The organism is Pseudomonadota bacterium (assembly GCA_026388275.1).
Classification (GTDB): domain Bacteria; phylum Desulfobacterota; class Syntrophorhabdia; order Syntrophorhabdales; family Syntrophorhabdaceae; genus JAPLKB01.
The window spans coordinates 32,455-55,089 of record JAPLKB010000030.1 but is presented as its reverse complement, the minus strand read 5'-3'; the positions used below and the strand labels follow the sequence as shown (position 1 = coordinate 55,089).

The following is a 22,635-nucleotide window of genomic DNA, read 5'->3' as shown; positions in this document are numbered from 1 at the left end:
GCGGGTCGTGGTGGAGGGGGCGACGTGAGCCCCTGTATAATAGTAGGCTGTACGGAGATCTGTGATGGAACTTCTTGGTTATATAATTGAACAGACAATTAACGGCCTCCAGTTAGGGGCTGTCTATGCCCTTATTGCCCTTGGCTACACCATGGTTTACGGGGTGTTGAGGCTTATTAATTTTGCCCATGGCGATATCTTCATGCTCGGGGCATTCATCGCCTATTTCCTTATTACAAAATTCGGTATGCCCATCTATTTTGTTTTTATTATTACAATGCTAAGCACAGGTCTTGCCGGATATCTCATTGAAAAGATAGCCTATAAGCCGCTCAGACATGCACCGAAGATTTCCCTGCTTATCACTGCTGTCGGTGTATCGTTGTTTCTTGAGTATTTTCTCAGTTTAAACGCTCTTTTTACCCCGAATTATATTGGTTTTCCCAGGCCCTTTGAAATAGAAAGCTATAATTTTGCCATGTTTACTGTTACAAATGTGCAACTCCTTATATTCTCAATTACATTTATTTCACTCTTTCTTGTTTATTTACTTGTTTATCGGACAAAATACGGAAGGGCTATGCGGGCAGTCTCATACGACCAGGAAGTAGCCTCGCTCATGGGCATAGGCATTGACGGGATTATCTCATTCACTTTTATTGTCGGTGCATCCCTTGCCGGGTTAGGGGGTATTCTTTACGGGATTGCCTATCCTCAGATTAATGTTTTTATGGGAATCATGCCGGGTATAAAATCATTTATAGCAGCAGTGCTCGGCGGTATAGGCATTGTGCACGGCGCAGTGCTCGGAGGATTCATAATCGGTCTTTTAGAGGTCTTTGTCTCCGCATTCATTTCATCCACATTCAGAGATGGTTTAATATTCATCATCCTCCTGCTTGTTCTCATTTTGAAACCAAGCGGGATATTCGGAAAGAGGATTGAGAAGGTATGAGGTTTTTTCTCGAATCAAGAAAGTTTTTAATAATATCTTTTGCCGTTTATATCCTGCTTAAGATACTCTTTGCCAATAATTTTATATCAGCTTACATCCAGCAGATTACCTTATTTGCCATTATTATGACTATAGCCGCTCTGGGTCTGAATGTGATTTATGGATATACAGGCCAGTTTTCATTGGGTCATGCGGCATTCTACGGTATCGGAGCCTATACATCCGCTTATCTTGCAAAGATATTCGGAATAGAGGGGGTATTCTCTTTTTTACCTGTATTGCTGATCAGCGGTATTGTTGCCGGCTGCATCGGTTATCTTATCGGAATTCCTATTTTGAGGTTGAGGGATGATTTTCTGGCTATAGCAACGCTCGGTTTCGGCACCCTCGTCAGGGTATTTCTGGATAATTCCGATAGGTTTGCAGAGATGCTCGGCGGGTCAAGGGGGTTTGTCGGTATATCAAAAATAACCAACCTCGAACTTACGTTTTTTTCTGCATTATTCATTGTCTTAATTACAAAAAATCTCATATATTCGCGGTACGGACTCTTCCTGCGATGCATCAGGGACGATGAACTTGCGGCAACCTCTGCGGGGATTAACACATCAAAAACAAAACTCATGGCATTTTCTTACGGATGTATGCTCGCAGGTGTCGGCGGCGCCCTTTATGCTCATCTTTACACTTTTCTCCATCCGTCAAATTTTGACATACTCAAATCGATAGATTTTCTCATCATTGTTATCATCGGGGGAATGGGAAGTATAAGGGGAACGATCTATGCAAGCATTTTATGGGTGGGATTAATAGAAGGACTGCGGATTGTTCTGCCCGTTGAAATGTTGGATCTAAGATGGGTGGTAATCCCGGTATTGCTTATTGCCCTTATGATGTGGAAACCATACGGTTTGATGGCCAAAAAATAGAATGAAATTTTGAACTATGAAAGCATTGGAAGTAATAAACCTTGAAAAAAGTTTTGGCGGCGTTAAGGCTGTTGATAATATGTCATTTCATATCCGGGAAGGTGAGACGCTCGGCATAATAGGACCCAATGGCGCAGGTAAAACCACAGTATTCAATCTTATTACCGGGTTCTACCGTCCCGATGGGGGTGTAATAAAATTCTATGATAAAGACATAACAGGGGTCGCACCATACAAACTGTCGCATCTCGGAATGTCGCGCACGTTTCAGAACATGCGGCTATTCAGCGGTCTCACTGTTTTTGAGAACATCCTATCGGCTGTACTTGCCAAAAAGAGTTATAATATGCTTTCTGCTGTATTCCGGACTGAAAAATATTTTGCTGCAGAAGGAAAGGCCGAAGAAAAGGCGAGAGGTCTCATTGACTTTTTCGGGTTATCCGGCAAGGAAGACTACCCTACCGGCAGCCTGCCTTATGGCGAACAGAGAAAGTTAGAACTTGCACGGGCACTTTCAACAGGGCCGAGGTTATTACTAATCGATGAACCCGGGGCAGGCATGAACCCAAGAGAAGTCCTTGATTTTGTGGATACAATAAATGTGATAAAAAACAAATATTCTCTCTCGATAATTATCATAGAGCACCAGATGAAGCTTGTCATGGGTATTTCCGACAGGATAGTCGTAATGGATTTTGGTGAAAAGATTATGGAAGGCTTGCCCTCAGAGGTGAAAAAAGACAAAAAGGTAATTGAGGCATACCTTGGAGATGCATTGGAGTAATGATTATATGATGCTCAAAATAGACAATCTCACAATAAAATATGGCATAATCAAAGCTCTTGATAATGTGACTTTAGAAGTAATACCCGGCGAAATCCTCTCGGTTATTGGTGCAAACGGCGCCGGAAAGACTACCCTTTTGAAAGCTATTGCCGGTCTCCTAAAACCGCAGGGCGGCAATATTGAATTTGAAGACCGGGAAATAAGCGGGCTTAAACCTGAAAAGATTGTGAAGTGCGGCATTACAATGGTGCCGGAGGGAAGACGGGTATTCGCCGACCTTTCAGTAAAGGAGAACCTTGAACTCGGTGGATATTCACTTGAAGACAGACACTTAAAAAAAGAACTGTACGAGCTTATTCTTACTACCTTTCCCAGGCTTGGTGAGCGTTTAAAACAAAATGCAGGTACCCTGTCAGGCGGTGAGCAACAGATGCTCGCCATGGGCAGGGCTCTTATGGCCAATCCAAAACTCCTTCTCCTTGATGAACCGTCTATGGGGCTTTCACCTATTATTACTAAAGAAATATTTGCGCTGATAAAGCTTATCAATAAAGAAAAACATATATCCATGATCCTTGTTGAACAGAATGCCCGCATGGCAATGGAACATTCTCAGAGGACCTATGTTCTTGAAAACGGGAGTATTGTCATGGAGGGTGAATCGTCAGTGCTCAAAAACGATGCAAGGGTCACAGAAGCATACCTCGGAGTATAGCCTCAACTATAGTAAAATTCCAGAAGTTCCATAGATACTTGCCTGGATTTGTTGATAATCGGATAAAACGTGCAAATGCCTGATAGCTTATTTTCTATCTCTGAGGAATACGGTTGTCTTCCTGTTATCCTCGGAATCAATAATTCTTAAAATATTTTATATTTCTAATGGCAATCAATAACCCTTGATGTATAATTAAAGATAAGGATAAGAGGAAAGAACAATATAATGTATAATGTCTAATTATGCCAGTGTAAGTATCAAGAAGACGTCGATTTATTAGAAAGGATTGACGATGAACTTAAGATATATACTTCTTGTTTTTACTTTCTTTATTGTCATTTGCGGTTTACTCTTCACATCTTTTTATGAGAAGGCCAAACAGGAATCTATCAGGAGTCTGAATACCGAACAATTGCTTCATGCCAGGCAGGCAGCCCGGGGGATAGAAGACTTCTTCACTAACTGGACGAAAATCCTGACCATACTCTCTGAATCGAGCCATATCAAAAATATGGATAAAACTGGTAAGGATGATATTGAAAACCTCTATAAGGAAAACAGTGAACTGCTTAGAGCTGTTACACGTGTAGATGCAAACGGTAGAATTATTTACACGATCCCCTATGACCGAAATGTCATGGGCAGAGATATCTCTTACCAGAAGCATATACGTGAGATTATGAATACCCACAAGCCTGTCATAAGTGATGTGTTCTTTGCTGTTCAGGGGTATAGCACCGTTGCCCTCCACATGCCCGTTTTTAAAAATGGGATTTACCAGGGAACAGTTGCCATCGCCATAAATTTTCAATTCCTGGCAAAAAGATATCTCGAAGCCATAAAGATCGGTAAGACAGGATATGCCTGGGTAATAAGCAGGTATGGAACAGAACTCTTCTGTCCCATACCCGGTCACGTAGGGAATTCTGTCTTCGAGAACTGCAAGAATTTTCCTTCCATCCTGACTATGGCTCAGGAGATGCTCAAAGGACATGAGGGCGCTACCATATATACCTTTGATAAGATTCGAGCTGAGACGGTGGATGTTGTAAAGAAACATGCCGTATACATGCCCATTACCATTGGGAACACTTTCTGGTCTATTGTTGTTGCCTCATCTGAAAACGAAATACTCTCTTCCCTGGAGGGTTTCCGGAACAAACTTATTATGATCATAAGTTTTCTCCTGTTGGGTGGCATTCTGTTTTCTTACTATGGGCTGAAGGCCTGGTTCATTATACGGGAAGGCGAAGAACGCCGTCTTGTAGAGGAGGCACTCCAGGAAAGCGAGCAACGGTACAGGACAGTGTTTGAAAACACCGGGGCAGCCACCGCTATTCTTGAGAAAGACACCACAATCAGTCTTTGCAATGCTGAGTTCGAACGTCTTTGCGGATACGCCAAGAATGAAATCGAGGGTAAGAAAAGCTGGACCGAGTTCGTGCTTCCTGAAGACCTGGATCGTATGATTGCCCAGCACCAAATACGAAGGGAGAACCGTCACCAGGCATTGCAGAGGTATGAATTCCGGTTTGTCAGGCGGACCGGAGAGGTACGCAGCATCTATCTTGTTATCGACATTATTCATGGCACAGAGAAGAGTGTTGCCTCCCTAATAGATATCACCGAGCTCAAACATGCCGAGGAAGAACTCCAGTTAACTCATCAGCGTCTTTTCGACATCATCGAATTCCTGCCTGATGCAACCTTCGTAATCGATGATAAAAAGAAGTTGGTGGCGTGGAACCTTGCCTGTGAGAAAATGACAGGCGTCAAAAAAGAAGAGATCATCGGCAAAGGTGACTATGCTTATGCCATACCTTTTTATGGTGAAAAAAGACCCATTTTAATTGACCTCGTCATTATGGATTCCGGTGAACTGCAGCAAAAATATCAATCAGTAATAAAAAAAGGTAACCTGCTGTATGCCGAAGCATTTACCCCTATGTTATACAAAGGGAAAGGGGCCTTCTTATCCGGTAAAGCCTCACCATTATTTAACAAGACCGGCAAAATAGTGGGGGCCATAGAAAGCATCAGAGACATTAGTGAATTCAAACATCTTGAGACCCAGCTCCGTCAATCCCGGAAGATGGAGGCTATAGGTACATTGGCAGGAGGTATTGCCCATGACTTCAATAACATCCTTACGGCTCTTATGGGGTATGCAGCTCTCCTGAGAATGAATATAAATGATGCAACCTCACAAAAATATGTAGATCAGATTTTCTCCGCATCGCATAAAGCAACGGACCTTGTCCAGAGCCTTTTAACCTTCAGCAGGCAACAGGCCATCAGTCTTAAGCCGATCAGTTTAAACAGTATTATCAGGGGGACAGAGAAGCTTCTAAAACGCCTTGTCACCGAGGATATAGCCATTAAGACATCCTTAGCCACCGAAGACATCACAATCATGGCTGATACAACTCAGATCGACCAGATACTCTTCAATCTTGCCACCAATGCCAGGGATGCTATGCCACAGGGTGGAACCTTTACTATTGAGACAGAGGCAATATCGTTAGATGATGAGTTCCAGCGTTTTCATGGTTATGGTATCCCCGGCCAATATGCCCTTCTTTCTATTTCAGATACAGGTGTGGGCATGGATGAGGCAACACAGGAAAGGATATTTGATCCCTTCTTTACTACCAAAGAAACTGGGAAAGGAACAGGCATGGGACTTTCTACGGTCTATGGAATCGTAAAGCAACATAATGGCTATATTACTGTATACAGCGAACCGAACATGGGGACAACCTTCCGTATTTACCTTCCAGTGGTAAATAAAGCCGGTAAAGAGGAAAAACATGAACCTGCGGCTGCTATAGGGGGCAACGAAACAATTCTGGTTGCCGAAGATGATAATGCGGTTAGAAGCCTCATCAGCGAGATTCTCATTAAATACGGATACACAGTCGTTGAGGCGTTGGACGGAGTAGACGCGATAGAACAGTTTAAGAAGGCCGACAAGATTGACCTTCTTATCTTCGATACTGTTATGCCGAAAAAAAACGGACGGGAAGCTTATAATGAGATACATAAAATCAAACCGGATATCAAAGTAATTTTTACAAGCGGTTATACAAGGGATGTTTTTATTGATAAAGGCGTCGAAGACAAGAAATTTAACTTTCTTCAAAAACCTGTCTCAACAAATGCCCTCCTGCAGAAGATTCGGGAAGTACTGGACGAAAGACAAGGTTTAGAATAAGTGGGATTGTGATTTTAAAACTAATTTATTTTCTATCACGTTTTTTATTGATACAATTTTCACCTGACCGGCATTTCTTTCCGAAATACACACTGTGTGGTTTTTTCCTGAGGTACAAGCAACTTTCTGAATTCGATACTACGTGGTTTTCGCCAAAGGCACTGCTTTCTTCCCGAAATGCATACTGCGTGGTTTAGTTTTAAATGCACTGCTGCTTCCTGTAATTCACAACTCATCAATATTGTTTAGAATATATGATATGCAGTAATCTTTAAAATTTATTCTGATATATTAGACGGCGATTAGTGTTCGTGTCTATGATGTGTGTCTGGCCAGTGGGAATGAACATGATATTCTTCAAGGTGCTTATGTTCATGTATATGTGGCTCATGAACAGTTTCTATATGTTCATGTATATGATGAACATCTTTGTGATTATGCAAATGTGTATGAATTTCCTCTTGATGCAAGTGCAGATGTGAATGCTTTTCAGTACTTATAAGCCAGACACCAGCGATCGTGAGTATAATTGCAGGAAACATTACCCAACCGATCCATTCTTGAAGCAATATGAGTGAAGCTACAGCACCAATAAAAGGGGCCAAACTGAAAAATATACCTGTTCTAAAAGAGCCTAATCCTTCGAGGGCTTTGATAAAAAACACAAGGCTGATACCATAACTGAAAGAGCCCAGCAAAAGAGCATAAACAATAGTTGAATCCCATTTAATGTTCATCCCGAACGTATATGCCAGTGATACAGATACTAAACCCGACACAAATCCCTTAATGCGGGCGATCTGTATCGGATTTCTTGTTGAGATATTTCGGGTCAAATTATTATCTATACCCCAGAATATCATTGAAAGAGTGACCAAAAAGGGCCCGATTAGATTAAACTTGCCCTGGCTTGAATCCCAAGTTAAGAACACCCCCGCTACGGTCATGCACATTAACGCCAGCCACAATCTCTTTCCTGCGTTCTCCTTAAACAAAATAACGGCAATGATTGCCGTAAAAATCCCTTCCAGATTCAGCAACAACGAGGTGGTAAAACCGGAAATCCGGTTTAATCCGAACATCAGGCATATCGGGGCTATAATTCCGCCTGAAAGTATAGCGCCGAACAACCACGGAAAATCTTCCTTTTTTAGGTTGGCACTTCTTGCCTTTTCGGTAGAAACTATTCCCCGAATCATCGAATATAGAGAGAGTCCTACAAATGCCCCTAAATAGAGAAGTCCAGCTAAAGCAACCGGAGGGATACTTTTCATAAGTAGCTTGGCAAAGGGTGGGCTGATTCCAAAGAGGGCAGCCGAAATAAAGATATATATAAGTGGCTGTTTATGCAATTTATTGAACTTTCCTAATCTTTCAACTTTTTCTTCATTAGGTTAATCATATTCAATTCTGGCAAATACTTCAAATGGTAATCGTCATTCCCTGGGGCTATTGACTTGTAGGTGCTATAAATCACCATACCAATAATGAAGACACATTTCTATTGATAATCCTTATCTTTCAAGGAACAGCAAAGCTGCTTGCACGCATTAATCTTTACACCTGCGGAACAGGTTTTTTACCCGGTTGTTTCACCGGTTTTATTGGCACAATCTCCGGGGCAGTCTCAATCTGCTTTTCTATTGAAGCAAGGAAAGTCTTAAGTTCTTCAGCAAGTGTTTGAAGATCATTTTTTGTGTACATGCCGGTCTTTTCTTCAAAATATGTCTTTGCGGCCTCTATGCTTGCAACTTTTATTTTCATTGGTATTGGTTTCGGGTCTGTTGATTCCGGTTTTCTTCTTTTATACGCGGTAAGCATTTTCTCTAATTTAATATAGGTTACAGGCGTCTCCATTATTTCATCAAATATGATAAAAAAGTCAGGACTTCCAAGGTTAGCGGCAAAGAGATATCCCTGTGAAACAGGAAGTTTTCCACTGGCAATTACGTCCTGAATTTTAGGAACCAGTTTTAAAAGTGATATCGTGCTAAGCACTGTCCTTGTTGACTTTGCAGAGATTTCAGAAATCGTTACAACTGTTGTAACGATTTCTTCCGAGAGAGTTTCGGGTCGCCGGGATGGATTCAAGACCCGGTTTCTGAGCGGCAGGATGAGGAATGTTTTTTAGAAAAGAAATAACCTTGGGAAGCAATGGCCCCTCTTTCTCCTGGTAATCCATGCCTCTGGGAAACCACGCAGTGTGCGCATTCGTAGGTGGCTTTAATAATTGGTAAATTTAGTTTTCATTGTGATATACATAGAGCAGACATATATAGAGAAGAGACTGGAGCAACAATCTGAGCCGAACACTCAATATCGTTAAGAGTTTGCAGATAGCGAGATACTGGAATTGCTTCAGCTCCAGAGAGGACAAACGAGTGGATATCTATGACGAAATGATGAACTCTGCGCGAAACATCGCCGCTTCTTTTCCGGATCCGCATTTCTACGAAACCTGTGCTGCGGAACTTACCGAATCACACAGGATCTATCAGCAGTCGCCCCTCGTCGCCATCTGCCGCAAGATCATTGCACAGGACCTCGCCCGGAACCCCGGTCATGGGCTGGATCATGCGGAAAGGGTTGCTGTAGAAGCAGGAGCCCTTGTACTGGCAGAAGGGGCAAAGATCGGCCTGGAAGATTCTGATGCAAATAAGGTTGTTGTCCTGGCCCATGTTGCCGGCCTTCTCCACGACATGCGACGGGGGGATCAAAATCACGCAGAAGCAGGCGCCATCGCTGCCGGTTCATTGCTTGATAATCTTGGTGTACCAGAGGGGGACAGGCAGTATGTTGTCCAGGCTATCGCAAATCACGAGGCATTTGTTGAGCCCGCGATCATAACATCCACAATAGGCAAGCTTCTCAGCGATACGTTGTATGATGCGGACAAGTTCCGATGGGGACCGGACAATTTCATAGTGACGCTTTGGGAAATGCTCCGATTTTCCCGGGTGTCAATCGCCGCTATTATTCCGCAGTTTCTGGAGGGGATGGAGGGAATATCACGTATTAAAGACACATTTCTATCCCATATTGGCAGAGTTTTTGGACCGGAGTTCATTGACCTCGGTCTGTCTATTGGAAACAAAATCTACGAGTTTCTCCGGGAGAGATTTACCGAGGATTTGACGTAGTCGGTTTTCGTGAAATGAATGTCCGATATATTTACTTAAAGCAGATACACGCTGCCTTTAACCTCATTATTATACAACTCCAAATGAACCTCCCCGCAGCAGAGCTGCGAGGTATCAGAGGAATGGGTATCATGATTATCCCCCCTTACCCTGCCCTCTCCCTCAAGGGGCGAGGGAATGTGGTCACCCCGAAGCAAGGCTTCGAGGAATCAATTTGATTGAACAGGGGATGCTTCTGACTTGAGACAGAGTCTAAATTTAAGGTATACTGAGTAATTACTTATAAGGAGACTATGGAACAAAAAGATTATTATGAGATTCTTTATGTAGAAGCAGATGCCTCACCCAAGAAGATCAAGGAGGCTTACCGCAGCCTTGCTTTTCAGTATCACCCGGACAGAAACGGGGGTGGTGCGGATGCATTAGAACGGATGAAAATGATAAACGAAGCCTACGCTGTACTGTCCGATCAGACAAAGCGCAAACAGTACGACGATCTCCGACAAACCTATGGTAATTCTGCATATAACAGATTCCGGGACAGGCATTCCGAGGAAGATATATTCAGAGGGTCCGATATTAATCAGCTATTTGAGGAGATCTCACGGTCATTCGGATTCAGGGGTTTTGAAGATGTCTTTAGAGAAACCTATGGATCCGGCTACCGCACCTTTGAATTCAGAAGAGGAAACATCTTTGGACGGGGTTTTGTATGGTCCGGCCATATGCAAAAGGGAGTGCAAGGCATACAAAAAGGAATTGTGCCGTGGTTTCTGCAGAAACTGGCAGGATATGCCTTTAAAAAGATTACAGGAATTCAGACGCAGCAAGGAAGGGACAGGTACGACCAGTTGGCCCTCACCATCTTACAAGCGAAAGAAGGGGGCAAAATACCTTACAAGGACAAAGAGAGTTCCAGAAATCTTCTCATTACCATACCTCCCGGTGTAACCCATGGGCAGAAGATCCGTTTGCAGGGATTAGGGCACAGCAATGGAGGCCCGTCTGCACCGGGCGATCTCTATTTGAAGGTTGATATTGCCCTGCCCTTCCTGCAGAAAATAAAAAATTACCTCAAAGCCTGAGATTTTTCATAGACGCCTGATTGCTGTGTCTTCTGAGTAACTTAACACTATTTTAAAGTTACTCAGTAACAAATGTCCGAAGGGGCGTGTGTCGCTAACTTATTGACAGAAGGAGATTATGCCTTTATAATCAGCAAAATATTTGTAATTGATAGGAGGACATTTAAAAATGAGAAGAATATTGGTTTTGTGCTCAGCATTGCTGGTTTTATCATTTCTTTTTAATGCAGAAGTTTTTGCGGACGATAAAAACTTTGATAAAAATAAATTGACAGCAACAATCCATACAACAAAGGGTGACATCAACTTGAACCTTTTCCAGGACAAAGCTCCATTGACTGTTCTTAATTTTGTTAATTTGTCAAGGAGGCGCTTTTATAACGGCCTCACCTTTCACAGGGTTATACCAAACTTCATGATTCAGGGAGGATGTCCTTTAGGAAATGGTACAGGAGGTCCCGGGTACGAATTTGCTGACGAATTTTCTTCAAGTCTGAAACATTATAGAGCAGGCATCCTCTCCATGGCAAACGCCGGTCCCAACACAAACGGGAGCCAATTTTTTATCACCCATGTTCCAACTCCACACCTTGACAATAAACATACTATTTTTGGAGAGGTTGTGGACATCAAAGATATGAAGGTAGTAAGAGGCATTGTCGCAGGGGATAAAATCACAAATATCACGATACAGGGAAATTACACTGCATTAGCAGAAAAGTACAAGGATCAGCTCGAAAAATGGAACAAAATATTAGACAGCGCCGGAAAGTTGAAATGAATCACCCCGCCGCAAGCGGACGGGGTATCAAAGGCAAGAATATGGAACCATTTCGAAGCAAGCGGACGCGGTATTGACTCGGCGGGGCAATAAAGTACGAAGGGATATCAATATTGTTTTGTACCAATTCTTAAGAAAACTACACGATCTGCATGTGGCAATGGTGGGGCAAATATCGCAGTTTTGAAGCCTGATATTTTATCAGATGTGCATCACCATAGTTATCTCACCTATCGCCTTCTTCCATGTTTTCCCGGATACACAAGGGTTGCCGCATCGGTTCTTGACGATACAAGAGTCCCTAATAGCATCGATATAGAAAATTCTCGGTAATGAAAAACTTACAACAACCGAACGCTACATCCAAAGCATTCAAAAAAATTGACAACGGCTTATCGAGGTCTTAGAATTATTGAGAATAAACGTAAAATAGATTCACGAAATATAACCGAGGAGATGCACAGTGAAGAGAAAAAGCTTAATGATTGATGTTATGTTTTTGACATGCATGATGCTTATGGGCTTTACGGCAGATGTATACTCCCAGGAAAAATCGAATATACCGGAAAAACCTGTTGTGCAACAAATGCCAACAAAAGAGCAGCCATATATGAACCCCCGCATAAAGCGCCGCGGGATCATCGTTATTGCGGATCTGAATGTAATCCCTCTCACATATACGGGCTCATGCCCTGCAGTTTTCATTCTGAAAGGTCAAATCTATGCTAACAAGCCAATGACAGTGTTCTACAAAATAGTTCGCAGTGATAATACACCTATGAAGGCTATAGCTCTCACGTTTAAGAAGAAAGAGCGAAAAGAAATAACACATACATGGCAGATAGGTGATTCCACCAAGCCCTCCACATTTAACGAATGGGCATTAATCGAGGTCGTTTATCCCATCAACGCGAAGATCCGATCCAATGCTGCCTTTCTCCGGGGCAGTTGTACAAATCAGGCAGATTCCAAACAGCAAGATGCTCTTAGTCAACAGGAGATCAAAAAGGTGCAGGCGACAGCTCCGATAGATTCTTCCGGACCACAACTCCAGGGCAAAGAACCCATGCCGACTGGACTTTCGATAACCCGGCAGGACCAAAAAGGGCAGCCTGCAACAGGCAATTTTCCTTTGATGCCACCCCCTAAGAGTGGGCAAGGCCCAGACATTTTCCCTATACCTCCTCAACCAGGCCAAAAAGGGGCCTTACCCATGAATACAGTTATTCCGCAATCAAGCCTGAATGAACTGCCCGAAACCGCACAAGAACACTGTGTCTCCTTTGACCCTGCGACAGCCGTAGTTCAGCAGATTCAGGGCGTTTGGAGCATCATTGACAGCCCCAGCAAACTATTAAGTTTTGGTATCGATAAGATTGAAGCAGAGAATTCTCTGGCTATAATTAAGCATTATACATTGAACCAATCATGTTTTGTAGGTAGTCCGAGGCCTTCTTTTCATTATATGCTTACGGGAAATGCTGCACCCGCAGGCACTTTCAGCGGTGAGGATTGCCTGTCCTTCAATCCAGCTACAATAAATGTACGGCAAATCAAAGGTAATTGGAAGGTTGTTGACAGCGATCGTTCATTGTTCGATTTCGGCACAAACAAAACCGAGGCAGATCAAGCCCTTGCTATCATCAAAAAATATGGCTTTACCCATTCCTGCATGATGGCACGTGGCAAAGTCGATTTTCTTTACCTACGAAAATAAACGAGCAAAGATTATTGCCGGCCCGATAACACTTCTTTCGCCAGCGCCCTTTTTCTCCAGAGCATGTATATAGCAGGGTAAATAGTGAGCTCAAGAATGGTAGAGGTCACGAGACCACCGATCACGGGCGCGGCAATGCTCTTCATGACCTCCGAACCGATGCCCGTGTCAAACAAAACGAAGATGAGCCCCGCATCTGTCGCTACTGTCATAATCTTAGGCCGAAGCCTTTTTACTGCCCCTTCCATGATTGCAGCCTGCAGGTCGGAAATGTTTTTTAATCGTCCCTCTTTTTTCCATCTGTCATATGAAAGATCGAGATAAAGCAGCATGACGACGCCGGTTTCTGCGTCAAGACCTGCGAGGGCGATGATCCCGACCCAGACAGCAGTGCTCATATGATATCCCAGGAAATAGAGGAACCAGAAGGAACCCACAAGGGAAAAGGGGACAGCGAGGAGGACAATAACGGTCTTCATATAAGACCGGGTGCTGAAATAAATGATGATAATAATCAGAAGGAGTGTGAGAGGTATCACGGTTTTGAGGTGCTCTCGGATACTCTCCAGACGCAGATAATCACCGCTCCATTCGAGTCGGTAACCGTCTGGAATCTTCAGGGAGGCCAAACGTCTCTTTGCCTCTTTGATGTAGGTTCCGGTATCTCCTCCGGTGTAATCAATGTAAACATATCCGGTGAGCATACCTGCTTCGCTCTTGATCTGTGTCGGACCTTTAGCTATCTTGATATCCGCTAGTTGCGAGAGAGGTACCTGGGCAATGCCGGGTGCAGTTACAGCGGGCAGATCCGGTTGAGTTGTTGAAAAAGAAACAGGAACAAGTACCCTTTTTATGGTGTCTATGTCGCTTCGCAGTTCCCTGGCGTAGCGGATATTGACTGGATAACGTCCCCTTCCTTCGATTGTGGTGGTAATATTGAATCCACCGACAGAAGACTGGATAATGCCGTTGACATCATCTACGGTAAGATTGTAACGTGCCGCCTCTTCGCGGTTGATGGATATATCGATAAAATAGCCCGTATTAACCCTTTCGGCGTAGACGCTCCGTGTATGTGGTACGCTCTTAAGCAATTTCTCCACTTCTATTCCTATCTTTTCAATTTCATCAACATGAGGACCGAAGATTTTCATCCCCAGTGGCGTCCTTATGCCGGTGGTGAGCATGTCGATCCTTGCCTTTATGGGCGATGTAAAAGCATTGGAGACGCCGGTCATGGCCAGGGCGTCGTTCATCTCCATAATCAGTTTTTCGACAGTCATCCCCTTTCGCCACTGTGATCTGGGTTTGAGATTGATGGTTGTTTCAAACATCTCAAGGGGCGCCGGGTCAGTAGCAGTCTCAGCACGGCCTGCTTTGCCGAATACCTGAGACACCTCAGGAAACCCCTTTAAAATTTTATCCTGCTTTTGAAGCAACGAAGAGACTTCTGAAATTGATACACCGGGCGCAGTTACAGGCATGTAAAAAAGTGCGTCTTCGAAAAAGGCCGGCATCGATTCATTACCCAGTTTCAAATATGGATATAGTGTCACAGCCATGAGGATCAAAGCCCCTATGATTACCTTTTTGTGAAACTTAAGACAGAAACGGACCATGGGCTCATAAATCCTTTCCAATCCACGATTCACAGGGTTATCGCTCTCCGGACGTATACGGCCCCTTATAAACAGGGTCATCAGTGCAGGTGTAAGCGTAATGGCTAGGCAGGCTGCGGCAAACATGGCAAAGGTCTTGGCGTAGGCGAGAGGCCTGAAAAGTCTTCCTTCTTGTCCCTGGAGGGTGAATACTGGTAGAAAGGCAACAGTAATAACCATGAGAGCAAAGAAAAGAGAAGGCCCCACTTCTTTAGCCGCATCTATGATAATACGAGTCCGGTTTTCAGAAGTTTTTAGCCCATAGCCTGCTTCTTCCAGCTTCTTGTGGGCGTTCTCCACCATGACTATAGAAGCGTCGACGAGAATGCCTATGGAGATGGCTATGCCTGAAAGGCTCATAATATTGGAGGTAACTTTCAGAAAATAGAGGAATATGAAGGAGATAAGAATAGCGCACGGCAGAGTGAGGATGACGACAAAGGCGCTGGGAAGGTGAAGAAGAAAGACCAGACAGATGATGCTGACGGAAAGAATAAGAATAATAATTTCATTGCGCAAGGTGCCCACAGCTTTATAGACAAGATCGGAGCGGTCGTAAGTGGTGACTATTTTGACGCCCTTGGGGAGATTGGGGGCAATATCGTTCTTAATCCTTTCTTTTACACGGTCAATAACATTTAAGACATTCTCTCCGTGCCTGACAACAACGATGCCTCCTGCAACCTCTCCTTTTCCGTCAAGGTCTGCCAGACCACGGCGTATCTCCGGTCCCAGGCGAATTTGAGCGATGTCCTTCAGGAAGACAGGGGTCCCCGATCCATCGTTACTGACAGAAACGACTTCGAGATCTTTGACGCTTTGGATATACCCTCTGCCGCGAATGACATACTCTGCGCCGGACATTTCAATAACACGACCCTCGATGTCGCTGTTGCTTTTTCTTACGACCTCGAAAACCTTATTTATAGGTATGCCATAAGAAAGAAGCCGGTTGGGATCAACGGTAATCTGGTATTGTTTGACAAAACCTCCGATACTGGCTGCCTGAGCAACCCCCGGCACGCTTTCAAGGGCAAGTTTCACATTGTAGTCCTGGAGGGAACGCAATTCTGACAGGTCTTTATCTCCTTGTTCGTCAACCAGGGCATAGGAAAATCCCCATCCCACACCTGAAGCATCGGGACCGAGCACGGGATTTACGTCAGTCGGTATTTTACCTTTCACGGCCTGGAGGTATTCCAGTACACGGCTTCTGGCCCAATAAATGTCTGTACCGTCTTCGAATATGACATAAATGAAGGAACTTCCAAGAAAAGAAAATCCCCGCACTGCCTTGACCTGTGGCGCTGCAAGGAGCGTGGCGCTGACAGGATAGGTGATCTGGTTCTCGACGAGATCGGGGCTTCTCCCGGGCCAGTCCGTATAGACAATGACCTGCGTGTCACTTTGATCGGGGAGGGCATCAAGGGCAGAATGTTCGATTGCCCAGTATCCCCAGCCTACAAGAATAATTACGAAAAGAATTGTTATAAGCCTGTTTTTACTGCATAGTTCAATGATCCGCTCTATCATTGTACGCCCTTCAGCTTCGCCTCTGAATCGATAAGGAAGACGGCAGATGAGGCAACCCTCTCTCCGGCCTTAAGACCGCTAAGAACTTCAACCATTCCATTGGCCCTGTCTCCGACTTTGATCTGCCGGGGAGAAAAAATGCCATCCCCAAGAACAACATAAACGACCTGTCTTGTGCCTGTATCGAGAATGGCCGTCTCAGGAATTGAAAGCCGCTCTCCAAGGCTGAGTTCCATCTCTACGTTGGTGAACATTTGTGGTTTGAGTAAAAGGTTGGGGTTAGGAAGGACAAAGCGGACCTTTGCTGTCCTCGTCTGTCCCGAAAGAGAAGGGTAGATAAAATCAACTCTGGAGGAAAACTCTTTTCCGGGATAGTAACTCAAGGTGATCCGGGCACTCTGTCCTACTTTTATAAAAGGTATTTCATATTCGTATATATCAGCCAGTACCCACACTGTAGAGAGGTCCACAATATCAAAGATCTTATCCCCCGGAGCAACCCGCGTGCCCTTAAAAACAGGTTTTTGAAAAACGTATCCCCTTGCAGGACTCTTAATCGTCATGGTTTTTATGGGTTTCTTGCTTCTTTCAATTTCTTTGATCTGTTCTTCAGGGATTTCCCAGAGGGCAAATTTCTGTTTAGCTACTTCAAACAAGCCCTGGGGGTCATAAAAAGCTGCTCTCCCCACTGTCCCGTATCTATCTCCCCAGCTGAATTCAATATTTCTTTGAGAACGGAAACCCGTGTTTGATTGCTGATTTATAAGGTTAATATACTCAAGTTGCAGAGATATCAGCTCCGGACTGTATATATCGGCAAGCGGAGTACCCTTGTCCACATACTTCCCTGTGTAATCAGCATAGAGTTTTTCGATCCATCCCTCAACTTTGATATTCACAGTGGTCAGTTTCCTCTCGTCGAATTCGACGCGGCCCACCGTCCTTAGTGTCTTTTTCATCGGTTTTACTGCAGCCGCAACAGTCTTCAAACCCATTGTCTGCTGTTTTTCAAGGGGGACTTCAACGGTTATTATGCCATCATTATGTCCCCCCGGTTCTATTCCGGGAACAGAAGCCCCAGACGAGGTTTCCACGGCTCTCTTGTCCGGGGTTTGAGAGGAGGGGTGCGGGGCTGCCGCAACTGATATCTTCCTGTTCATATCCTGACGAACCGGGAGCAAGAGATACACCGCGACTCCAAGGAGAATAACAGCAAGGATTACGACGTACATTTTTCTCATATTTCGGATACCTCGCATTACATTTTTTTGGCTGCCTTCAATTCTACCTCACATCAATGGGAATAGTCATTCTTAAGGGTTTCCCTTCAGTATTTGCCCTGATGACGATATTCCATGGACCCGTCATGATGAGGTCCATGGTTGCCCCGTATCCAGAACCACGGGATGATGCCTGCACTGTATAATTCATGGGCGGCATACCCGGCATGGGAGGCATGTAGTAATTGACTGTTACAGGCATATTTAAAACATATTTTCCAAGAAGGTCCTTTATCTCAACCCGCAGATCATTCCTGCCGACGATAGGGGGGTTTCGATTGATAGATACATCTACGGTATAGCCGTCAATCTTCCGTCTTACGGTATAATCTCTACCATAAGCAATTGACATGCCAACTATAAACAAAAAGATAACCGTGAGCGATTTCCTTACATATATATACAATATTAAAACTCCGCTGTATTATTCACTGAAGCGATCATCCTGAATAATAAAGATAACACATCAATACATTGACGACAAGGGCAAGGCAAAAATGACATAATTGAATGTTTACCATCCCCTGGTTCACTTCATTGCTGTTTTCTCTTGTACTTGACATCTACGACCCGTAAGCCTTTCACAACCTTGACAACGCATTGTTTGTGTCATATAAAAATGAAAAGCTTAAATGACGGTTTAATGCTTCAAGAAAAAAAGGAGGTTTTTCAATGAGTAGGAAAAAGTTATTGCTGGTTGGATTTATTATTTGTATAAATATGTTTTGGACCGGCACTGCTTTCAGTGAAGCCGATATTGACACGAACAAGGCATGCAGTTACTGTGGAATGGACAGGGGGCAGTTCTCCCACAGCAGAATGCTTATAATTTATGATGACGGCACAGAGCTTGCAGTTTGCAGCCTCCATTGTGCTGCCGTGGATCTTGCCATTCATCTCGATAAAACACCAAAGACTATCAAGGTCGGCGATTACAATACAAAAAAGCTCATTGATGCGGAACAGGCCCTCTGGGTCATTGGCGGCACCAAGCCTGGCGTCATGACCAAACGAGGCAAATGGGCATTCGAGAGGAAGGCAGATGCTGACGCTTTTATAAAAGCTAACGGCGGGAGTATTGCCACGTTTGATGAGGCCATTAAAGCGACTTACGAGGACATGTATGCAGATACGAAGATGATCCGGGAAAAAAGAAAAATGATGAAACAAAAGAAAATGAGCCATTAGATGTGATTTTCAGGGGCAACAATGTTGAAGCGATCCCTTTTTGTTATTATTTTGATCAGTCTTACATGGGCGATGGTTCTGTGGGGGGAGGAAAAAAATCCTCCACAACCGGGGCCGCGCGATAAATGTCCCGTATGCGGTATGTTCGTGGCAAAGTATCCTGATTTTGTTGCACGGATAGACTTTAAAGACGGCTCATTTGCATTTTTTGACGGAGCTAAGGACATGTTCAAATATTACTTCAATCTAAGCAAATATAACCCTAAAGCGAGGAGAACCGATATCGGCTCAATCTATGTGACTGACTACTACGGGTTAAGCTACATTGACGGTTTGAAAGCATATTATGTCCAGGGAAGCGACGTCTACGGACCCATGGGGAGAGAACTGATACCATTTGAAAAGGAGGGGGAAGCAAAGGGGTTTATAAAGGACCATAAAGGCAAAACATTACTCAGATTCCAGGAAATTTCCGATTCGATCATAATAGGGCTCAATTGATATTCAAAAGAAAATCCAACATTTTCCTCCTGTGGCTTGCAGCTAACGTCTGCGCGTTGCTCATTGTTTTTGTTCATGCTCATTTTAGAGGCCTGAACGATGCGCTTTTCCTCAAAGAGCGTACGAGAATAGTGGAAAAGTATGGACTGACGGACCTTTGTCTTTTTACGGACGCGCAATACACCAGAAACCCGGCTATGGCTGATTTTGCCACACCTTTTCAGGACCACCCCTCATCTATGGAACACTTTCCTTCAGGATCGATAATAGGGCCTCCGCCGCGCCTCACAAAATGCAAACCGGGGGGAATGTGATCTGGGTTGAGAAGCAGAGAAATATCATCGACTTTGCCCTTTCCTCGCTCTTGCGGAGATGGGGAAAAAACCTTGCGTTACTGGCAGTCTATACGATAATAGTTTTAATTCTGGCATCTATCTTTTTTTTCACCACATCTATAAAGAGAGAGGCGTCTATTATTCTGCAGGGCAGTCCTGAGATCGTAGTGCAGAAGCTTGTTGCCGGGCGGCACGATCTCGTCCCGGAGGATTATATTCGTATCATAGAAGGGATCACTGGCGTACGCAATGTGAAAGGGCGCTTGTGGGGTTATTACTACGAACCGTCAACCGGGGCTAATTATACTCTGATAGCTGCTAAGGATTATGAGGCCAAGACGGGTATTGTTGCTATAGGTCGGGGTGTTTCAAAAGTTCTCGATGCACAAAAAGGAGACTTTATGCCGCTTAAGGGTTTTGACGGCTCATATATGACGTTTGAGATATCTGATGTTATGTCTTCTGAGTCGGAACTTGTTTCATCAGATATAGTGGAAATATCCGAAAGGGACTTCAAAAATCTCTTTGGTATAAAGAAAGGATATTTCACAGACTTGACCCTGGAGGTGAGAAACAAGAAGGAATTGAGCACCGTGGCGGACAAAATAAAAAGGCTCCTTCCGGATACCCGGCCGATTCTTCGGGATGAAATTGCACGAACCTATGATGCAGTGTTTGATTGGCGCGGAGGGCTGCTGATATTCATCATTGCCGGGGCCATCCTTGCCTTTGTCATCCTTGCATGGGACAAGGCGACAAGTCTCAGCTCTGAAGAAAGGCGGGAGATCGGTATACTGAAGGCAGTAGGATGGGAAACATCCGAAGTAATTTCCATGAAATTGTGGGAAGGCATGGTTATTTCTCTCTCTGCTTTTTTGATGGGGATTGTATTTGCCTACCTCCACGTGTTTTTTGCCTCATATATTTTTTTTGAGCCGGTTCTTAAGGGATGGTCCGTGCTGTACCCGCATTTCCGCCTCATCCCTTACATAGACCCCTATCAGGTAGCAGCATTGTTTTTCCTGACAGTTGTCCCCTACACTGCGGCTACTATTATCCCTTCCTGGAAAGCGGCAATTGTAGACCCTGATGAAGTAATGAGGCTTTAGATACGCCATGATTGAGCTGAGACATGTAACGAAGATTTTTAATAAAGGCAACTCAAACGAGTTTATGGCCGTCGATGATATCAACCTTGCCATAGATTCCAATATGGTAACGGTTTTGAAGGGTCCCAGCGGATCGGGGAAGACGACTCTACTGAGTATCATCGGCGCCATGACAAAGCCGACAACGGGGAGAGTGGAAATCCTCAACCGTGAAATAACAAGCCTTCCGGAGCGGTTTCTCACGGAAATACGCCGTAAAACCTTTGGGTTCATCTTTCAGCAGTATAACCTTATCAAAGGTATGACAGCCCTTGAGAATGTTATGATTCCTGCCTATCCTTGCGGAGAGAAACACGCTGCTCTAAAGAAAAGGGCTCTTGAACTCCTCCACCTTTTCAACATATCCCTAAAAGCATCCTCCAGGGTAGAATGGCTGTCAGGAGGGGAAGCCCAGCGTGTTACCATTGCACGGGCGCTGATCAATAATCCGAGCATTATCATCGCAGACGAACCTACCGCACACCTCGATACGAAGCTGTCCAGTGAATTTATCGAAATCATGGCAAGGCTCAACAGGGAAGGGAAGACAGTCCTTATCGCAAGCCACGATCCTCTTGTTTTCGAGTCAACCGAAGTAAACAGGGTGATAGAACTCCGTGATGGAAAGGTACTGGCCGCAGGGACACGCCCATGATCATGCAGCCCGCTGTTATCGCCCTTTTTATCGGTTCTATAATTGTGAGCTACATGGTTTTATATGCTGCCTGGTACGGGGTGAGCATTTTGAGAAACTGGGATTTACAGGATGGCAGTGAACTGCAATTGAGCCTGGAAAGAAAAACATACCTTATTTCAACTATCATGAGTTACGCTTTCGGTTTTCAGCTCCTTTCGCTTTTTTTGTTCATCTTTACAGCCGACAAGCTGAGCAGCCTCTTTGTCGGCGCCATGTGTGCGGCAGGAACATTGAATGTAAATGGTTTCGGGTACCCCACCATACTACTTAAAATATTTAACTTCCTGCTCGGTGGAGTATGGCTCATATTGAACTACACGGATAACAGAGCTGTTGATTACCCTTTAATAAAAACGAAATACCTATTGCTTCTCATAATAACGCCTTTTATTTTTGCAGAGATGTTCACCCAGGGCGCCTATTTTCTTAATCTTAAGGCCAATATCATTACATCATGCTGTGGAAGTCTCTTCAGTCCGGAAAGTACAGGAATAGGGGCAAGCCTTACGGCGCTGCCAGGTATACCCATGAAGATCCTTTTTTGTGCCGTCATGACGATTACCTTAATGTCCGGGCTCTATTTCTTCCTTAAGAGCAGGGCATTAGCCGGACTATTTTTTTCCATTATGACCCTGGTTACCTTTGCGGTATCAATCGCGGCACTTATTTCATTCATCTCACTTTATTTTTATGAGCTGCCGACGCACCATTGTCCCTTCTGTATCCTGCAGAAAGAGTATCATTATATCGGGTATTTGATATATAGCACACTCCTCGGGGGAGTTGTGGCCGGCACTGGTGTTGGTATGCTTATACCTTTCAGATACATAGAAAGTCTCTATGAAATTGTTCCCCGTATTCAAAAGCTGCTCACCCTTATGACTCTTATTCTTTATCTCATTTTTGCTGTAATCACAATCTGTGCCATGTTATTTACCGATTTCAGACTCGAAGGTTATTAAGATACCA

At 44.2% G+C, this 22,635-nt stretch carries 20 protein-coding genes; 15 read left to right on the top strand and 5 right to left on the bottom strand.

Annotated features, from left to right (window positions below):
- The first annotated feature begins 64 nt into the window (after positions 1-64).
- From NT010_08405 to NT010_08385, 5 genes are all read left to right on the top strand, one after another.
- Positions 65-955 carry a branched-chain amino acid ABC transporter permease gene (locus NT010_08405; GenBank protein ID MCX5806072.1) on the top strand — a complete coding sequence of 297 codons (891 nt, stop codon included), beginning with the start codon at positions 65-67 and terminating at the stop codon, positions 953-955.
- Positions 952-1,884, top strand: coding sequence for a branched-chain amino acid ABC transporter permease (locus NT010_08400; GenBank protein MCX5806071.1), 933 nt, complete (start codon positions 952-954; stop codon positions 1,882-1,884). Before NT010_08405 ends, NT010_08400 begins: the two co-directional genes overlap by 4 nt.
- 16 nt (positions 1,885-1,900) lie before the next feature.
- Positions 1,901-2,668 (top strand): ABC transporter ATP-binding protein, encoded by a 768-nt coding sequence (locus tag NT010_08395; protein MCX5806070.1) that lies wholly within the window; start codon positions 1,901-1,903, stop codon positions 2,666-2,668.
- Positions 2,669-2,678: 10 nt separating this feature from the next.
- Positions 2,679-3,386 (top strand): ABC transporter ATP-binding protein, encoded by a 708-nt coding sequence (locus tag NT010_08390; protein ID MCX5806069.1) that lies wholly within the window; start codon positions 2,679-2,681, stop codon positions 3,384-3,386.
- Between the two features lie 295 nt (positions 3,387-3,681).
- On the top strand, positions 3,682-6,603 hold the full coding sequence (locus NT010_08385) for a PAS domain S-box protein (protein MCX5806068.1): 2,922 nt from the start codon (positions 3,682-3,684) through the stop codon (positions 6,601-6,603).
- A gap of 302 nt (positions 6,604-6,905) precedes the next feature.
- Here NT010_08385 and NT010_08380 read toward each other — a convergent pair whose 3' ends face one another.
- Positions 6,906-7,955 (bottom strand): EamA family transporter, encoded by a 1,050-nt coding sequence (locus NT010_08380; protein MCX5806067.1) that lies wholly within the window; start codon positions 7,953-7,955, stop codon positions 6,906-6,908.
- A gap of 205 nt (positions 7,956-8,160) precedes the next feature.
- The gene (locus NT010_08375) at positions 8,161-8,694 is read right to left on the bottom strand and encodes a hypothetical protein (GenBank protein ID MCX5806066.1); all 534 of its coding nucleotides are present in this window, start codon (positions 8,692-8,694) and stop codon (positions 8,161-8,163) included.
- A 290-nt stretch (positions 8,695-8,984) separates the two neighbouring features.
- Between NT010_08375 and NT010_08370 the strand changes: the two genes are divergently transcribed.
- From NT010_08370 to NT010_08355, 4 genes are all read left to right on the top strand, one after another.
- The gene (locus NT010_08370; protein ID MCX5806065.1) at positions 8,985-9,743 is read left to right on the top strand and encodes a hypothetical protein; all 759 of its coding nucleotides are present in this window, start codon (positions 8,985-8,987) and stop codon (positions 9,741-9,743) included.
- Between the two features lie 293 nt (positions 9,744-10,036).
- A complete protein-coding gene (locus NT010_08365) occupies positions 10,037-10,828 on the top strand; it encodes a DnaJ domain-containing protein (protein ID MCX5806064.1) in 792 nt (263 codons plus the stop codon).
- A 169-nt stretch (positions 10,829-10,997) separates the two neighbouring features.
- Positions 10,998-11,609, top strand: coding sequence for a peptidylprolyl isomerase (locus NT010_08360; GenBank protein MCX5806063.1), 612 nt, complete (start codon positions 10,998-11,000; stop codon positions 11,607-11,609).
- 463 nt (positions 11,610-12,072) lie between these two features.
- On the top strand, positions 12,073-13,326 hold the full coding sequence (locus NT010_08355) for a hypothetical protein (GenBank protein MCX5806062.1): 1,254 nt from the start codon (positions 12,073-12,075) through the stop codon (positions 13,324-13,326).
- A gap of 11 nt (positions 13,327-13,337) precedes the next feature.
- Here NT010_08355 and NT010_08350 read toward each other — a convergent pair whose 3' ends face one another.
- The 3 genes from NT010_08350 to NT010_08340 are packed head-to-tail and all read right to left on the bottom strand — an operon-like array spanning position 13,338 to position 18,203.
- A complete protein-coding gene (locus NT010_08350; GenBank protein ID MCX5806061.1) occupies positions 13,338-16,517 on the bottom strand; it encodes a CusA/CzcA family heavy metal efflux RND transporter in 3,180 nt (1,059 codons plus the stop codon).
- A complete protein-coding gene (locus NT010_08345; GenBank protein ID MCX5806060.1) occupies positions 16,514-17,758 on the bottom strand; it encodes an efflux RND transporter periplasmic adaptor subunit in 1,245 nt (414 codons plus the stop codon). The genes NT010_08350 and NT010_08345 overlap by 4 nt, the downstream gene beginning before the upstream one ends.
- A 43-nt stretch (positions 17,759-17,801) precedes the next feature.
- Positions 17,802-18,203, bottom strand: coding sequence for a FixH family protein (locus tag NT010_08340; protein ID MCX5806059.1), 402 nt, complete (start codon positions 18,201-18,203; stop codon positions 17,802-17,804).
- 266 nt (positions 18,204-18,469) lie between these two features.
- Here NT010_08340 and NT010_08335 point away from each other — a divergent pair, with 266 nt between their 5' ends.
- From NT010_08335 to NT010_08310, 6 genes are read left to right on the top strand one after another with little or no spacing between them, the layout of a single operon-like run.
- Entirely contained in the window at positions 18,470-18,985 is a 516-nt protein-coding gene (locus NT010_08335) for a nitrous oxide reductase accessory protein NosL (protein ID MCX5806058.1), read from the top strand.
- Positions 18,986-19,006: 21 nt separating this feature from the next.
- Complete coding sequence (locus NT010_08330; GenBank protein MCX5806057.1) at positions 19,007-19,486, top strand: nitrous oxide reductase accessory protein NosL; 480 nt, start codon at positions 19,007-19,009, stop codon at positions 19,484-19,486.
- The gene (locus NT010_08325) at positions 19,483-19,800 is read left to right on the top strand and encodes a hypothetical protein (protein MCX5806056.1); all 318 of its coding nucleotides are present in this window, start codon (positions 19,483-19,485) and stop codon (positions 19,798-19,800) included. The genes NT010_08330 and NT010_08325 overlap by 4 nt, the downstream gene beginning before the upstream one ends.
- A complete protein-coding gene (locus tag NT010_08320) occupies positions 19,797-20,930 on the top strand; it encodes an FtsX-like permease family protein (protein ID MCX5806055.1) in 1,134 nt (377 codons plus the stop codon). Before NT010_08325 ends, NT010_08320 begins: the two co-directional genes overlap by 4 nt.
- A gap of 7 nt (positions 20,931-20,937) precedes the next feature.
- Positions 20,938-21,624, top strand: a complete 687-nt coding sequence (locus NT010_08315; protein ID MCX5806054.1) for an ABC transporter ATP-binding protein — start codon at positions 20,938-20,940, stop codon at positions 21,622-21,624.
- Positions 21,621-22,628: a hypothetical protein gene (locus NT010_08310; GenBank protein ID MCX5806053.1), complete on the top strand. Its 1,008-nt coding sequence runs from the start codon at positions 21,621-21,623 to the stop codon at positions 22,626-22,628. The genes NT010_08315 and NT010_08310 overlap by 4 nt, the downstream gene beginning before the upstream one ends.
- Positions 22,629-22,635 lie beyond the last annotated feature (7 nt).

What these genes read in the sequence shown, in the direction of transcription:
- NT010_08350 (MCX5806061.1), bottom strand. Translation starts at nt 16,517, where the DNA reads ATGATAGAGCGGATCATTGAACTATGCAGTAAAAACAGGCTTATAACA.
- NT010_08330 (MCX5806057.1), top strand. Translation starts at nt 19,007, where the DNA reads ATGTTGAAGCGATCCCTTTTTGTTATTATTTTGATCAGTCTTACATGG.
- NT010_08390 (MCX5806069.1), top strand. Translation starts at nt 2,679, where the DNA reads ATGCTCAAAATAGACAATCTCACAATAAAATATGGCATAATCAAAGCT.
- NT010_08385 (MCX5806068.1), top strand. Translation starts at nt 3,682, where the DNA reads ATGAACTTAAGATATATACTTCTTGTTTTTACTTTCTTTATTGTCATT.
- NT010_08335 (MCX5806058.1), top strand. Translation starts at nt 18,470, where the DNA reads ATGAGTAGGAAAAAGTTATTGCTGGTTGGATTTATTATTTGTATAAAT.
- NT010_08405 (MCX5806072.1), top strand. Translation starts at nt 65, where the DNA reads ATGGAACTTCTTGGTTATATAATTGAACAGACAATTAACGGCCTCCAG.
- NT010_08310 (MCX5806053.1), top strand. Translation starts at nt 21,621, where the DNA reads ATGATCATGCAGCCCGCTGTTATCGCCCTTTTTATCGGTTCTATAATT.
- NT010_08400 (MCX5806071.1), top strand. Translation starts at nt 952, where the DNA reads ATGAGGTTTTTTCTCGAATCAAGAAAGTTTTTAATAATATCTTTTGCC.
- NT010_08395 (MCX5806070.1), top strand. Translation starts at nt 1,901, where the DNA reads ATGAAAGCATTGGAAGTAATAAACCTTGAAAAAAGTTTTGGCGGCGTT.
- NT010_08365 (MCX5806064.1), top strand. Translation starts at nt 10,037, where the DNA reads ATGGAACAAAAAGATTATTATGAGATTCTTTATGTAGAAGCAGATGCC.
- NT010_08360 (MCX5806063.1), top strand. Translation starts at nt 10,998, where the DNA reads ATGAGAAGAATATTGGTTTTGTGCTCAGCATTGCTGGTTTTATCATTT.
- NT010_08315 (MCX5806054.1), top strand. Translation starts at nt 20,938, where the DNA reads ATGATTGAGCTGAGACATGTAACGAAGATTTTTAATAAAGGCAACTCA.
- NT010_08345 (MCX5806060.1), bottom strand. Translation starts at nt 17,758, where the DNA reads ATGAGAAAAATGTACGTCGTAATCCTTGCTGTTATTCTCCTTGGAGTC.